We start from the raw sequence: 13,746 nt of genomic DNA, 5'->3' as shown, positions 1-13,746 counted from the left end.
TAAAGAGATGTCCGTTATACTAAATCTAGTATAACACATAGTAAACATGATAAAAGAATTGTTTTTTCAATTGGAGAAATTATGTATATTAACGAACAATAACAAAATCTGTCTCTGCTAGAGACAAAAACATATCAATATATCGGAAGAAATGGAGAATCCCGTACGGAACAAGAAGAAGTATTGAACGAACATATGATGGATGTCTATATAAATGATCATCTGACTATGAAACTTGTTTGCCTGCCCCAGCATCTGACTGAACTGGTTCTTGGAAGATTGCTGACAGAACAAATCATCACGTCTTCCGAAGATGTAGATCATATCTATATCTGTGAATATGGAAAACGTGCAAAAGTCTATTTAAAAAATTCGGCACGCAGCACACAATCCTCATCGGATGCCTTTGTAGAAGTAACTCCTACCTGCTGTACCGGCAATCATATTTTAAATGATTACTTTGTTACATCCAAAGAGCCGCAGTCACTTACACCGATTTTCTGGAAACCAGAATGGATCTTTCATATGGCGGATGCCTTTGCGGATGGTTCTCCTCTCCATGGCATTACCTTTGCCACACATAGCTGCATTCTCGCTCAAAAAGATCACATTCTGTTTTCCTGCGAAGATATCGGACGGCACAATGCTTTGGATAAAGTGATCGGCTACGCTCTGCGGCACAATATTGACCTGCATCAATGTATGGTATATTCCAGCGGCAGAATACCTACTGATATGACTTTAAAGGTCATCCATGCAGGGATTCCAATTCTCTCCAGCAAGGCTTCTCCTACTTCTGAAGCAATTGATCTTGCAAAAAAATATCACCTGACCCTGATCTGTGCAGCCAGAAGGGATCGAATGAAAGTATTTACGAAATAATGTTTGACAACCGCATATTAAACCACCGGAACTGGATATTGAAAGCTTTTTCGCATTTTTCACGAAAGAATCACCGTATCATAGATTACCTCAACCTTGATACGGTGATTCTTTCATTTATTTTAATAACATCACATCTTTTTCATCTATCCCAATCCATATCTTATTTCCAGAAATATGCTTTTGGTACTGCTGCCATTGTTCTTTCGTCACATCTACGCGAATCCTGGCTTCTTCTTTCGTAGATACGATCAAGATATACGAAAACACGTCCTCAATCACTCTTTCCACTTTACATGGAAATACGTTTTTCGTTGTGCCATCTGCTTCCGGTAGTACCGGATGTATAAAGTGACTTCGCACTCCTACACTGCTGGCGTCTTCTTTTCCTGTGGTATCACACTGCAATGTAATTCCCCAGTCCAGAGCCATGACTTCGCCTGCTGCTGTCATAGCCTGCGGGCGATCCTCTATGGCTGCCACTTCCACCAGTTCTGCACCAAATTCTTTCATGCGAGCCGCCAGAAGTCCCTGATTACAATCATAAATCTTCCCCGGAATCAATCTTTTTCCGGGTGCCATTACTTCATCTCCGGTAGTCAGAACAGCTGCTCTTACCCGACGATAAACCTTCACTTTTATGACTCCCATACTGGCCAGTATACCTGCTTCAATAAATCCGATTTTGTCACCCTTTTTCAAAAGAACCGTTCTATTTTTAAAATTCTCTCCCTGATAACAGTAATTCTGCCACTGTCCGGTCGGACGGAAGATTCTGACAGTCTCTTCTCCATAATCTGTATCCTCCTGACGGACACAGCAGTCACAGCCTTTCGGAATAGCTGCGCCTGTCATAATCCGAACCGCCTGCCCCTTTTCCACTGTGACTCTGGAATACTGCCCCGCATCAATCTCTTCCAATACCGTCAACTGTACCGGATGACTTTCTGATGCATCCGTTATATCCTCCGCTTTGCAGGCATAACCATCCACAGGTGATCTGTCAAACGGCGGGTTATCAAATCCTGCAATCATATCCTTTGCCAACACTCTTCCACATGCCTGCAAAAGTGGTACAGTTTCCGTTTCCTCTATTACTTTTGTATGTTCCAGCAGTGCTTCCAGTGCCTACTCTACCGTAAGCTTTTCCATGCTTATTCCTCCTGTCCTGCTCTTATACGCCCTTTCCAAAGCTGCAGTTCGGATAATGACATTCTTTGCAGCCAAGACAGAATCCGCCATTTCCCATATGTGCCAGATCTTTTTTTGTCACTTCTATACCTGCGATAATACGTGGCAGAACAAGATCAAATACGGTGGCTTTTGCATACATCACACATCCCGGCAGTCCCATTACCGGTGTGCCATCTTCCAGATAGGATAACAGGAACATCGCTCCCGGAAGTACCGGAGCACCATAAGATACGATTCTCGCTCCTGTATTTTTGATCGCGCCCGGTGTCTTATCATCTGGATCCACGCTCATACCACCGGTACAGACAATCAGATCTGCCCCTTCTTCTTTTAATTTCATAATAGCGGCAGTGATTTTTTCCATATCATCATTGCACAGAATATGTCCGTGAATTTCAGCACCGTAAGATTTCATTTTTTCGATGATTACCGGTGTGAAAGTATCCTTAATTCTTCCATAAAATACTTCATTTCCGGTGGTTACAATTCCTACCTTCCGTTTCTTATAAGGTGCCAGCGATACCAGCGGTTTTTCTCCTGCTGTTTTTTTCACCAAATCCATTTTTTCTTTTGCAATCACCAGCGGAATCACACGGGTTCCTAAAAGACGGTCACCTTTTTTTACCGGGAAATTTGTATGACGGGTGGCAATCATAATCTCATCGATCTCATTAATAGCATCCAGCCTCGGCACATCCACCTGAAATACTCCGTCACAATCTGCAATCAACTCAATTTTTCCTTCTTTTACATCCGTTGGATGCATATTCTCATTGATGCACACATCACACAGAATCTGCGCTGCTTCATTTTCATGCAAAGTATTTTCATCCTTCTCCCACACATAAAGATGGTCTTTTCCCAGAGATAGCAAAACCGGAATATCTTCTTCCTGTACAATATGTCCTTTACGAAAGGCTGTATCTTTTACCACATCCTTCACAATTCTGGTAATATCATGGCACAGTACATGTCCTACCGCGTCCGTTGTTTTAATACACTTCATGACGTTCCCCTTTTACTTTCTGTCCAGAAAAGTTATAAATTTATATGGAGTAATTGTAACATATTGCCAAGAAAAACACAACTTTCATAAACACGGGAGTTTGACACATTGAAATCCGAAAAAATACCGCAAAGCCTTGAACACGGGATGTAATTATTCTTCTACAGCGAATAAATATGGTTGCTCCTACGGACAAGTTTATGCATAGGTTAGAAAATATAAAGATAAAGGAATCGAAGGATTATATGATCGACGAGGTAAGAACAAAGCGATTTCTCAATTATCAGATATTGAGAAGTTGAAAGCTGAAAACCGACTAGTGAACTACTCGGCAACTGAGTTACCAGAGCATCTGAATTAAGGCGGGATACCGCCTTTTCAGGGTGCGTCCATGACACCACTACTGTTTGCTCTTTAGAGCTATACAGCTACTTTTATTATTTCTGGCGTTTTTAGTCCGGTTACGGACAGTTCCTTTTTCTCTCCGGATACGGAGAGATATTTTCTCAGGATGTTATATGCACCTACAGCATCTGCGTTATACTTCCGGTTTCTGTCCCTGTACAGTCCCCTTTGTTTTCGGTTGCATGGCTGTGCATATCTTTTTTCCACCTCTGGTGACAGCGGACTGCACTGGCTGGTATAGCTTTCTTCCTGTCTTACAAAACGGATCCCGTACATCTTAAGCTTATATTCCATCATGCTATAGAGCCTGTTATACGGCAGATTGTGGAACTTCTGGTTTGTTCTGTGTCCCAGGTCTTTTCCTTTCCGGATATTCCGGATATCCCCTGCCACAACACAGGTAATTCCCTGTTCACGGCAGTATTTTGCAAAGTATCTTGTGATCTTGTGCAGATAATCCGTTACCGAGTTCTGCTTTTTCTGATATAATCTGCGAATATGTTTTGATGTGACTGGATGTTTTATTTCCTTCACAGACTGCTGTCCATACCATTGTGCCTGCACCCTTGCAATCTCTTTATGAAAATATCTTTCCAATGCAAGATATCTTCTGCCCAGGATAAATGTATTCCCATTCCCGGAATCATAGCATGTCATAAGATTATGAAGTCCCAGATCAACTGACAGATAGTGTCCATTCTGCGAAAGTTCTTCCCTCTCTGAAATCTCATAAACAACAATAACTTTACATTCACCTTTTTCCGGTGGGTAGATCCGCAACTGTTTGATCTGATCCATGCCCCTGAAAATCTTATTTTCAAGATAAAGAAAGTTCTCATGGATCTGATACGTTTCTTCCATATATCTTTTTAATGCTTTTGGAAGGGACAGACGGACTTTTTCTGTGTCCCATTCATGTACAATTCCCATCTGCATATAGGTAATGGGGATACTTTCCTGTTTAAACCGCGGTGGTCTGGGATTCTCAATCCCTCCGGATCTTTTCAAGGCGTAAAAAGATTTCCATGCTTTATCCAGCAGCTTGCAGACTTCCTGGGCTGTCTGAGATGGAAGCTGTTTATACCACAGATCCTCTCTATGGGATTTTTTCTGATAATACCAGTCCGGGTATTTCTCCATTCCCATTTCTTTGTAATGCTGACGTTCGTAATTACAGACATTCCAGAGCTTGGATGCCGCATAACACATATGTCCGATGACGTTTGCATATTCCTGACTGACCTTTATGGATGTTTTCTTTGACAGCAGCATTTCCCACCTCTATGATCTCAATAAACTTTACTCTGATGCTCAATATATCTGCGGATGTTTTCTTCCGACACAGACCCGACCGTTTCCACATAATAGGAATGGTTCCACAGCTCTCCTTTCCAAAGCTGTTCTCTTATTTCCGGAAAACGTTCGAATAATTTCCTGCCGGTGATCCCTTTCAGATATTTCACGATCGCAGTTATGGATAATTTGGGAGGAGCAGACACAAAACAGTGCACATGGTCTCCTTCCCCGCATTCAAACAAATGGACGGTAAAACCTTTATCCGCTGCGATCTCCTGCACCAGCTCCTGAAGATATGCTTCAATCTCCGCATTCAATATCTTCCGCCAGTATTTCACTGACCATACCATATGGTAATTAATATTGCACACACAAGTGCGGTAATGTATAAGATTCTCCTTCATACATATAGTATAGCATAGTATTAAGAATATCACAATAAAATGCCGAACATATTTTCTTTTTTAATAAAGCTGGATACAGCATTTTTTAGTAAAAAAATAAATATATTTTACTTATAATGTGCAGATATGCACAGTTTACGCTTTCATCTCGGCAATTGAATTACCGAGGATTCCCGCTTATCTTCCTAAATATTTTTCTAGTCATTGTAATATAAAATTGCTTATACAGTCTCTTCCTTAAGAGTCCTGGTATTCTGGATAATATACAGAGCGACCGATATGACCATCATTATAGCGCACAAACCAATCAACAGATCTGATACCATCGGTGTAATGTGGAACCATATAATATGCACCGCTGCAGTTCCATATAATAAAAAGGTTACTATCTTTCCATGCCAGTCTGCACCATGTACTTTTCCTGTCTTTCGTATCACAAGACATCCACTGACTACCATATACAGCTCCTTACCTGCCATTATTACGATTAAAAGAAGCACATGCGGAAAACGAGTAAACAGACAGATTAACATCGCTGCCTGTGTCAGCTTATCAGCCACCGGATCAAGTATTTTTCCTAAATTACTAATCCTATGGAATCTTCTTGCGATATATCCATCAGCAAGATCCGTAAGACCAGACAGCAATAAGATTTCACCAGCTAACAGAGGATTTTTCTTTACACAATAACTCCATATAATTACCGGAATCAGACAAAGCCGAAAAAAAGAAAGAAGATTAGGAACCGTAATAATTCTATTCAAATTTTCTTCCTGATTCACTTCACTCTGCATGTACGGTCATCTCACTTTCCTTTTTTTTAGACATAAACCAATAAAATATAACACAAAATGCTAAAGCAAACACAACACCAAAAACATTTTGAATCACTCTAAGACTAACCGCTCCTTGTAGTCCATAAGTCTCTGCAGCAATGGCTAAAGCACCAAATGTGTTAAATACTGCCTGCCAGCCATATTGTGCTGAAAATCCTACACCGATTCCACCAAGAATTCCTATATATGCATAGATTGACGAAGGAAGCAGAAAATATAATACTGTAAAACATATAACACCTGCAATATTTCCGACAATCCTTTTACGGACTCTGTAGCGCATATCTTCCATAAACGGCAAAATCGCGGACATGGCCGCAATACCAGCCCACATTGCACGTGGCATATTACAAAGTTCTGCAATGCAAAGGACAATCGGTACGCATAAAATCTGACATATCTGCCATTTTGTTCTGGAAGAAGTGATATCAAATTCTTGTATCAGATCTTTCAGATTTCTTTTATAAGTTCTGTTTTTATGATTTCGATAAAATACGAAGCAGGTAAGTGCTGCACCTAAAGCCATTCCGACTAATCGCATCTGATAGCTTTTTCCCGTAACATCATAACCATATAGCAGCAGATACCCAAGAACCAATGTAGATTGATTAAACATGAATGGATTATGGCATCCGAACAGAATTAACACAGCCAGTGCCGCAATATTTAACAGCATTCCCAATACCGGTGAAAACTGATTTGCTAAATGCGGACATACAGTCATAATTACAAAGAACAAAGCCAAAAGCATCGTAGATTGTCCGGTGTGGATCCCCAGATCCGCATTTCTAAACACCATGAGACATAATAAGACTACTACACCTACAATGCTGTTCTCATTTCCAAATAGGATGCTGAAAATACTAACAAAGGAAAAACAAAATGCCAATGTAACAGCTATCTTCACCAGATATACCCACATATGATATAATTTTTCTTTTAGTGTTTCACTCTTTTTCAACAGGTTTTTAGAACCTGCCTGATTTAACTGCAACTCCTGATAAAATGTCATATAAATCCTCCCATCTTCTAATTTATCTTAAAACTATATAATCTCATCTTTCTGCTTTGGCAGCTCTATAACAAATCTGCATCCACCATATTCACGGTTTTCTGCTTTGATTGTTCCTCCGGCACTATCTACAATCCGTTTTACAAGTGCAAGACCTAGGCCATTTCCTTCTGCTTTATGAGATCCATCTACCTGATAGAACTTGTCAAATATTCTGGATTTTACATCATCCTCTATTCCTGGTCCTTCATCTTCCAGAATGAACTTAACAGAATCCTGTTCTTGTTTCAGAAACATCGTAATTGTCCCCTTTGAAGGGCTGAACTTAATCGCATTATCCAAAAGATTTATCCAGATATGCATAAAAAGTCCTTCATTCCCAGTATATTTAACTTCCTCCAATTCTACCTGAAAACCAATTTCTTTTTCTGTCCATTTTGTTTCCAATGAAAGAAATGCCTGGCGAATCTGTTCATCCAGACGATATTCTGTTTTTTTCATTGGTATATTCTGATTCTCTAACTTGGATAACAGCAAAATATTACCAACCAATCCGGAAAGTCTTTGGGTGTTAAATAAGATTTTTTCTACATATTCCTCTTGATCCGGAGATAGTTCTTCTCCCTGAAGCAGCATTGTATATCCTTCAATGGCATTAATCGGGGTCTTAAACTCATGAGAAACATTAGATACAAAATCCATCTGCAGCACCTCTGTTGCACGAAGTTCTTTTGTCATAACGTTAAAACTTTGATAAGATTCTCCAACTTCTGCTATACGGCTGTTCGTTTCCAAATGCTGTTCAAAATCTCCCTGAGAAACTTCCTTCATTGCTTTACTAAGTCTGGTAATTGGTTCCAGTAACTTTGCATTAATAAAGGAAGTGATCAGCCCTGCAATCAATGTATTGAAAATCAAAAGCCAGCCAAGCACAGGTATGCTGCCCGGCAGATTAAAAAAATGATTCAAAAAAGCAAATAATAAAGCAGATATGACTGTTGAAAATACAAGTGCCAGCCAGATTGCACCAGTCAGACAGGATCGGATCCGCAATCCTTTTTCTTTCTTTTGTTCCATTATTTTTTCACCACCTTGTATCCAATTCCACGCATTGTTACGATTTCAAAATCAGGGTTATCTTTAAAACGCTCTCTGATTCTTCCTATATGTACCTCTATCGTATGTGGGTCTGCCTCCGTCTCGTATCCCCATACTTCATCCATCAACTGTTGTTTTGTAAATGTTCTGCCTGGCGAAGCTGCAAGCTTATATAAAAGCAGGAATTCTTTTTTAGGCAAAACAAAACTTTCCTTATCAGTTGTAACCGTCATTGCATCATAATCAAACTCTGTTGAACCGATCACAATTTTGTGTTCATTCAGTATCTGTGCACGGCGAAGCAGTGCTACGACTCTTAAAACCATTTCATTCACATTTACCGGTTTTACCATATAATCGTCACTTCCCGAAAGAAATCCCTGGCGCATATCATCAAAGGAACCTTTCGCAGTGATCATAAGCACTGGTATCTGATATCCTGCTGAACGAAGTTCTGACACCAGTTCATAGCCATCCATAACCGGCATCATAATATCAGAAATGATCAGATCAATATATTCCTTATCCAATACTTCTAATGCCTGTGCTCCATCCGATGCACTTTTGACTTGATATCCATTCTTCTCAAGCACTTTTTGGAATAGCTGGCTTAATTCTTTATCATCTTCTACAATCAATATTTGAAACACGTTTTCCTTCCTCCTTATTAAAACAGATACCTTGCCCATCCAAGCAGATGCTGTACCAAAAATATTTTTCTCTGACGTTTCTTTGTTAATTCGATTGGCTCTACATGATATGGATCATTATAAGTTCCGCCTTCTAATATCTGGCGGGACACTTTTTCATATTCCATCATGCCCTCTTCCAACTGTTTATTAATATCTTTACTGCGAATTACAAGCATCAGTTCCGTATCCAGATATGCACTTCTCATGTCCATATTAAAGGAACCGATTACAGACAGATCATCGTCAATCAGAATACTTTTTCCGTGGTATGAATAACCGCCTTCATATTCCCAGATATTAATTCCTGTACTTAAGATTCTATTTCTGTTTTTCGCATAATCGGCAGCCCCAAATGGATTCCCATTATTCGCAACTGAATTTGTCATGATAGAAAAATCTGAAACGTTCTCTGCAATCTCCTCCCATGTATTATACATCATATCATTACAGATAATATATGGCGTGTGGATCTTCACACGATTTTTTGCATTTTTCATCAATTCTCCCAACTGATACCACACTACTGGTTCTTTGGAACCTGTGTGAATAGGATTTGACACTAATGCAATCTTTTCTGTCTCAAAAGTTTCGTCCGTGTAATCGGTATCGCAGATTCTTTCCTTATTCTCTTCAAAATATTTCTGATAGCCGTTCTGCAGCTCTAAAACTGCGTTCTTTACAGATTTTCTATTTGCCAGTTTTTTATTGTCATGAAAATAACCACTGTCTTCTTGTTCCCATATCGTTTCAAAATACTCTAACAACTGGTTAACTGAATTTTCTTTCTCAGGTTCATCGCAAACCACTAACACATCTCTGTCATAGTTCTTATGTCCCAGAAAATCACCCAGGAAATAATTGTATGTATTTCTTCCACCAAGAATATATGTCTTACCATCTGCAATCAAATATTTATCATGCATTCTCCCCATCATCTTCCATGGTTTCAACGGATTGGCCTTATTATACAGTTTAATTTCAACATTCTCATGGGAAGATAATCCATAGAAATACGGATTTCCTTCCATATCAATCCAGCTCTCCATTCCATCTACTAACAGACGAATATGTACACCTCTGTCTGCCGCATCATGCAGTGCTCCTAAAATCAATTTTCCACTTTCATCGGATTGAAATGCAAAAGTAGAAAGAATAATTTCCTTTTTTGCATTCTTGATCAAACGCACTCTTTGTAAAAGTGCTTCTGGATTCTTTTCTATGATTACTGCCCGTTCTGTATTTTCACTGCATTCGTTCCATGACCCATTTTTTGTTTCTTTTTTGGTTGTATTGGACACTTCCGGCTGTTTTTTATATGCAACGCAGATTCCGAGCAATTCATAAAAAGCCACACATAAAAAAATTGCCAGTATAACAAGAAGGATTTTACATATTTTATGCTTTTTCATTGTACATCACCTGATTCCTTTTTATTTCATACTTATACAATACAAAGTCAATCTCAATTTAACCTCAACAAGGTTTGTTTTTTTCATCCATACAAAATCTTCTTTGTACAACAGACTGTTAGATATAGCAAAAACGGCCTTTCAAAAACAGTTAACTTCTAAATCAACTGTTTTTTGAAAGGTCGTTTCATCAGATTCTTATAGCAATCCAGCAAATAATCTCATAAATAATTGTCCCAGTCGCAAATATGCACTTCGTCCGGTTTGATATTGGTCTGTCACATCACGACATTCTCCCAGCGTTCTTATCAGATCATTTTTTATTTCCACAACTGCCTGACAATCTGCCATAAAACAGCCGTTTTCAAAATGGTGATATAAACTTCGATAATCCAAATTAATTGTTCCACAAGTTGCCATACAGTCATCTGCCACACTCATTTTTGCATGACAGAAACCAGGAGTCCACTCATAAACACGAACACCATGTTTAACTAATCCATGATAAAAAGAACGAGTTATATTATAAATGAATTTTTTATCAGGGATACCAGGTGTGATAATTCTTACGTCTACCCCTCGCTTAGCAGCCAGACATAACGCATGCGTCATTTCATCTGTTATGATTAGATATGGAGTCATAAACCAACAATATTTTTCAGCTTTATTTATCATACTGATATAAACTTCTTCTCCTACTTGCTCATTATCCATAGGGCTGTCTGCATAAGGTTGAACAAACCCAGTTTGCTGTGCCGCATAATCATAGTGGAAAAGGTATTTACTAAAATCAGAATCATTAGCATCCTTATCACTTACTGCATTCCACATTTCCAAAAATGTCACCGTAAGCGACTGAACAGCATCTCCTTCTAAACGAATACCTGTATCTTTCCACTGTCCATACGGGTGTGTGTAATTAAAATATTCGTTTGCTAGATTATATCCACCTGTAAATCCGACTTTTCCATCAATAACTGTTATTTTTCTATGATCACGATTGTTCAAAAACAGATTTAAACCTGGCACAAACGGATTGAATACACGGCAATGAATTCCTATTGCCTCCATCTTTTTCACAAAATCTGTGTTAATAAAGCCTATAGAACCCATATCATCGTAGAATACTCTAACTTCCACACCTGCTTTTACTCGCTCTTCCAGAACATCTTGAATCTTATGCCATGCTTCAGCGTCTTCTATCGCATGATATTCCATAAAGATAAACTTCTGTGCTTTCTCCAAATCCTTAAGCTGTGCCTCTAATCCTTTCACTGCTTCATCAAAATACACAATATCCGTATTCTGATAGATTGGATACTGCGAATTTCTTTGTATGTAACTTGCTATATTTCCTGCTTTCGGAATTGTTTCTTTTATTTTGCTCAAACACTCCTGACCGTCCGGAAGCATTGGTAACAATTTGCTATCAATTTCTGCATATCGCTCACGCATTTTATGTGTGCCACCATTCAAACCAATCAACAAATACAGGCCTACACCCATAATTGGGAAAATTAGAATTAAGATGACCCAAGGCATTTTCATAGAGGATGTCTTATTTGATGCGTACAATCCCAAAACCAAGATCCCACTCAAAATCCTTGTAAATAAATTTATGATTTCTGCATATTCATTCAAGCGTGTTACGATAGTAATAATAAAAATCACTTCCAGAAGAATGCAGATTATAGAAAAACACAGTCGTTTTACCCCATTTTTTGTTTTTGCTTTGCCCTCTAAAGTATCTTGTTTCATATATATTCCACCTTCCTACTTGCTCAGTTTTCTCCCTAAATTTCGTGGAACATACCAATTTTGTCTTTTATTCTCTGCATTTCATTATCTGCTTCAATGATAGCTCTTGCAGAATGAAGTAATTCTTCACTTATCTCATCATAGCCAGGCATTTCTTCAATTCCTTTTTTATAGCGAAGTTGATGTTCCAATGTTGCCCAGAAATCCATACCATTGGTTCGAATCTGTAATTCTACACGCATAGGTGTTTTACCCTTAGCAAAAAATACTGGTATTTCGACAATCATATGATAGCTTCGATAACCATTCGATTTTGGATTTTTTATATAATCTTTTATTTCAATAACTTTAATATCATCCTGTTGGGTAATCAAATCTGATATCATATAAATATCGTCAATAAACGCACAAACTATTCGAACGCCTGCTACATCATTGAGATATGTCTGTATATTTTCTGTTGTAAATTCATATCCCATCTTCTGCAGTTTATCGTAAATACTATTGGGCTTCTTAATTCTTGTTTTTATAAAAGAAATAGGATTTCGATTGTTCTCAACTGAAAATTCATCATCCAAAACCTCAAGTTTAGTTTGTATCTCCCGAATAGCACAACGATACATCATCATTAAATTATAAAATTTTGTAGCATTATTTAAAAACTGTAGTGATTCCGGACTGTTCATCCTGAGTTTTTTTACTTCATCTTTTGTCATGGAACTTTCCTTTCTACCTCATCCCTGATTTCAAAACATTATTTATTTTGATAGTTGATTCGTTCTCCTTGAATTACTGGATAACAAATCATTTTATCACTATCCAGATTTTCTACATGCATATCTACTGCACTGATCTGATGGTTTTCATAAGTATTGTAATAATAAATACCTTTTGTAACATTACAACACGACGTATACAATGTGATTTCATATTTTCCATCCGCTACTTCGCAACATCCTCGTTGCTGATCCACAGATCCGAGAATGTGGAAGAATTGGCTAACGCTTTCTTCCTCTGATTCACCTGAAATTGCATTTACCTTTGTAAAAGCTACACGTACAAAGCGTGAGGCAGATGAGAGATCTCCCGGAAGACCTACTCCTCCCATACCTCTACTATATGCATCAAGAGCCAAATTTTCGCAGAAAGTATTTCTGGGCTGTTTAGGAGATAAATGCATATAATTATTTAGTTGAAACATCTGCTGTGGAAATGGCGGATTATTCGTAAGCACTCCTACTGGATTATCATAAATATGCAAACCATCTGACATAGATTCTACCGTAATTGACTCATTCTCATCAGAAATGATCCAGTGTAATTGTGCTAATGGCAATTGCTCGCTGAAAGGAGTATTAACAATATTAATTCGTTCAAGAAGCTCGCGAACTTCAACTAAAGAAGAACACTGACTTAAAATCCACGGAATAAATTCAAACTGTGCAATATTTTCCACATCTGGCTTAATCGCGGAATAAACAGCATTTCCGACAAAATTCAGTCCTGCCATTGCCACTCCTTTTTCATTCATAGCATCATAATACAAAGGATAATCCTCTGCAACATGAGCCATTCCAATAATTGCATAATGATTTTTCATATCGTCAACATGGCGAAAATTAAACGCATAATTACGTGGTGTAATTACTATCTGATCACCATAAGAGAATTCATAATCGAGGGTTCGTCCAAAGTAAAAATCTTTTGTTTTATAAGTTGCTGCTGTACACATGATCGTTTATCCTCCTAAATAG

At 38.3% G+C, this 13,746-nt stretch carries 13 protein-coding genes; 1 reads left to right on the top strand and 12 read right to left on the bottom strand.

What is annotated here, in order from left to right; all coding sequences use genetic code 11:
* Window positions 1-183: 183 nt before the first annotated feature.
* Window positions 184-882 carry a formate dehydrogenase accessory sulfurtransferase FdhD gene (gene fdhD / locus NE638_RS12420; protein WP_244091944.1) on the top strand — a complete coding sequence of 233 codons (699 nt, stop codon included), beginning with the start codon at window positions 184-186 and terminating at the stop codon, window positions 880-882.
* 117 nt (window positions 883-999) lie between these two features.
* Here the strand turns inward: fdhD and NE638_RS12415 are convergent, their stop codons facing one another.
* From NE638_RS12415 to bsh, 12 genes are all read right to left on the bottom strand, one after another.
* Window positions 1,000-1,998, bottom strand: a complete 999-nt coding sequence (locus tag NE638_RS12415; protein ID WP_286188037.1) for a molybdopterin molybdotransferase MoeA — start codon at window positions 1,996-1,998, stop codon at window positions 1,000-1,002.
* A 58-nt stretch (window positions 1,999-2,056) separates the two neighbouring features.
* On the bottom strand, window positions 2,057-3,082 hold the full coding sequence (locus NE638_RS12410) for a molybdopterin-binding protein (RefSeq protein ID WP_021650138.1): 1,026 nt from the start codon (window positions 3,080-3,082) through the stop codon (window positions 2,057-2,059).
* A gap of 420 nt (window positions 3,083-3,502) precedes the next feature.
* The gene (locus NE638_RS12405; RefSeq protein ID WP_015526510.1) at window positions 3,503-4,759 is read right to left on the bottom strand and encodes an RNA-guided endonuclease InsQ/TnpB family protein; all 1,257 of its coding nucleotides are present in this window, start codon (window positions 4,757-4,759) and stop codon (window positions 3,503-3,505) included.
* Between the two features lie 17 nt (window positions 4,760-4,776).
* The gene (gene tnpA, locus NE638_RS12400; protein WP_180211310.1) at window positions 4,777-5,187 is read right to left on the bottom strand and encodes an IS200/IS605 family transposase; all 411 of its coding nucleotides are present in this window, start codon (window positions 5,185-5,187) and stop codon (window positions 4,777-4,779) included.
* Window positions 5,188-5,408: 221 nt separating this feature from the next.
* Window positions 5,409-5,981 (bottom strand): CDP-alcohol phosphatidyltransferase family protein, encoded by a 573-nt coding sequence (locus NE638_RS12395; protein WP_055057096.1) that lies wholly within the window; start codon window positions 5,979-5,981, stop codon window positions 5,409-5,411.
* Window positions 5,971-7,035: an FUSC family protein gene (locus NE638_RS12390; RefSeq protein WP_118368766.1), complete on the bottom strand. Its 1,065-nt coding sequence runs from the start codon at window positions 7,033-7,035 to the stop codon at window positions 5,971-5,973. The genes NE638_RS12395 and NE638_RS12390 overlap by 11 nt, the downstream gene beginning before the upstream one ends.
* Window positions 7,036-7,068: 33 nt before the next feature.
* A complete protein-coding gene (locus tag NE638_RS12385; RefSeq protein ID WP_005347239.1) occupies window positions 7,069-8,112 on the bottom strand; it encodes a HAMP domain-containing sensor histidine kinase in 1,044 nt (347 codons plus the stop codon).
* Complete coding sequence (locus NE638_RS12380) at window positions 8,112-8,822, bottom strand: response regulator transcription factor (RefSeq protein ID WP_059086533.1); 711 nt, start codon at window positions 8,820-8,822, stop codon at window positions 8,112-8,114. Before NE638_RS12380 ends, NE638_RS12385 begins: the two co-directional genes overlap by 1 nt.
* Window positions 8,801-10,234: a phospholipase D family protein gene (locus NE638_RS12375; protein ID WP_118368767.1), complete on the bottom strand. Its 1,434-nt coding sequence runs from the start codon at window positions 10,232-10,234 to the stop codon at window positions 8,801-8,803. Before NE638_RS12375 ends, NE638_RS12380 begins: the two co-directional genes overlap by 22 nt.
* A gap of 198 nt (window positions 10,235-10,432) precedes the next feature.
* Entirely contained in the window at window positions 10,433-11,992 is a 1,560-nt protein-coding gene (gene cls, locus NE638_RS12370) for a cardiolipin synthase (protein ID WP_021650145.1), read from the bottom strand.
* A gap of 35 nt (window positions 11,993-12,027) precedes the next feature.
* A complete protein-coding gene (locus NE638_RS12365) occupies window positions 12,028-12,708 on the bottom strand; it encodes a GTP pyrophosphokinase (RefSeq protein WP_005347231.1) in 681 nt (226 codons plus the stop codon).
* Window positions 12,709-12,746: 38 nt separating this feature from the next.
* Entirely contained in the window at window positions 12,747-13,724 is a 978-nt protein-coding gene (gene bsh / locus NE638_RS12360) for a choloylglycine hydrolase (protein ID WP_118368768.1), read from the bottom strand.
* Window positions 13,725-13,746: the final 22 nt, after the last annotated feature.

The sequence above is a fragment of the Blautia sp. MSK.18.38 genome, assembly GCF_024460535.1.
Classification (GTDB): Bacteria; Bacillota; Clostridia; order Lachnospirales; family Lachnospiraceae; genus Blautia_A; species Blautia_A fusiformis.
Note: the sequence above shows the minus strand (reverse complement) of the source record. Positions and strands in the feature narration are given on the sequence as shown.

Coding starts and splice junctions, on each gene's coding strand:
- NE638_RS12410 (WP_021650138.1), bottom strand. CDS start 3,082: ATGAAGTGTATTAAAACAACGGACGCGGTAGGACATGTACTGTGCCAT.
- NE638_RS12405 (WP_015526510.1), bottom strand. CDS start 4,759: ATGCTGCTGTCAAAGAAAACATCCATAAAGGTCAGTCAGGAATATGCA.
- tnpA (WP_180211310.1), bottom strand. CDS start 5,187: ATGAAGGAGAATCTTATACATTACCGCACTTGTGTGTGCAATATTAAT.
- NE638_RS12395 (WP_055057096.1), bottom strand. CDS start 5,981: ATGCAGAGTGAAGTGAATCAGGAAGAAAATTTGAATAGAATTATTACG.
- NE638_RS12390 (WP_118368766.1), bottom strand. CDS start 7,035: ATGACATTTTATCAGGAGTTGCAGTTAAATCAGGCAGGTTCTAAAAAC.
- NE638_RS12385 (WP_005347239.1), bottom strand. CDS start 8,112: ATGGAACAAAAGAAAGAAAAAGGATTGCGGATCCGATCCTGTCTGACT.
- NE638_RS12380 (WP_059086533.1), bottom strand. CDS start 8,822: ATGGGCAAGGTATCTGTTTTAATAAGGAGGAAGGAAAACGTGTTTCAA.
- NE638_RS12375 (WP_118368767.1), bottom strand. CDS start 10,234: ATGAAAAAGCATAAAATATGTAAAATCCTTCTTGTTATACTGGCAATT.
- cls (WP_021650145.1), bottom strand. CDS start 11,992: ATGAAACAAGATACTTTAGAGGGCAAAGCAAAAACAAAAAATGGGGTA.
- NE638_RS12365 (WP_005347231.1), bottom strand. CDS start 12,708: ATGACAAAAGATGAAGTAAAAAAACTCAGGATGAACAGTCCGGAATCA.
- bsh (WP_118368768.1), bottom strand. CDS start 13,724: ATGTGTACAGCAGCAACTTATAAAACAAAAGATTTTTACTTTGGACGA.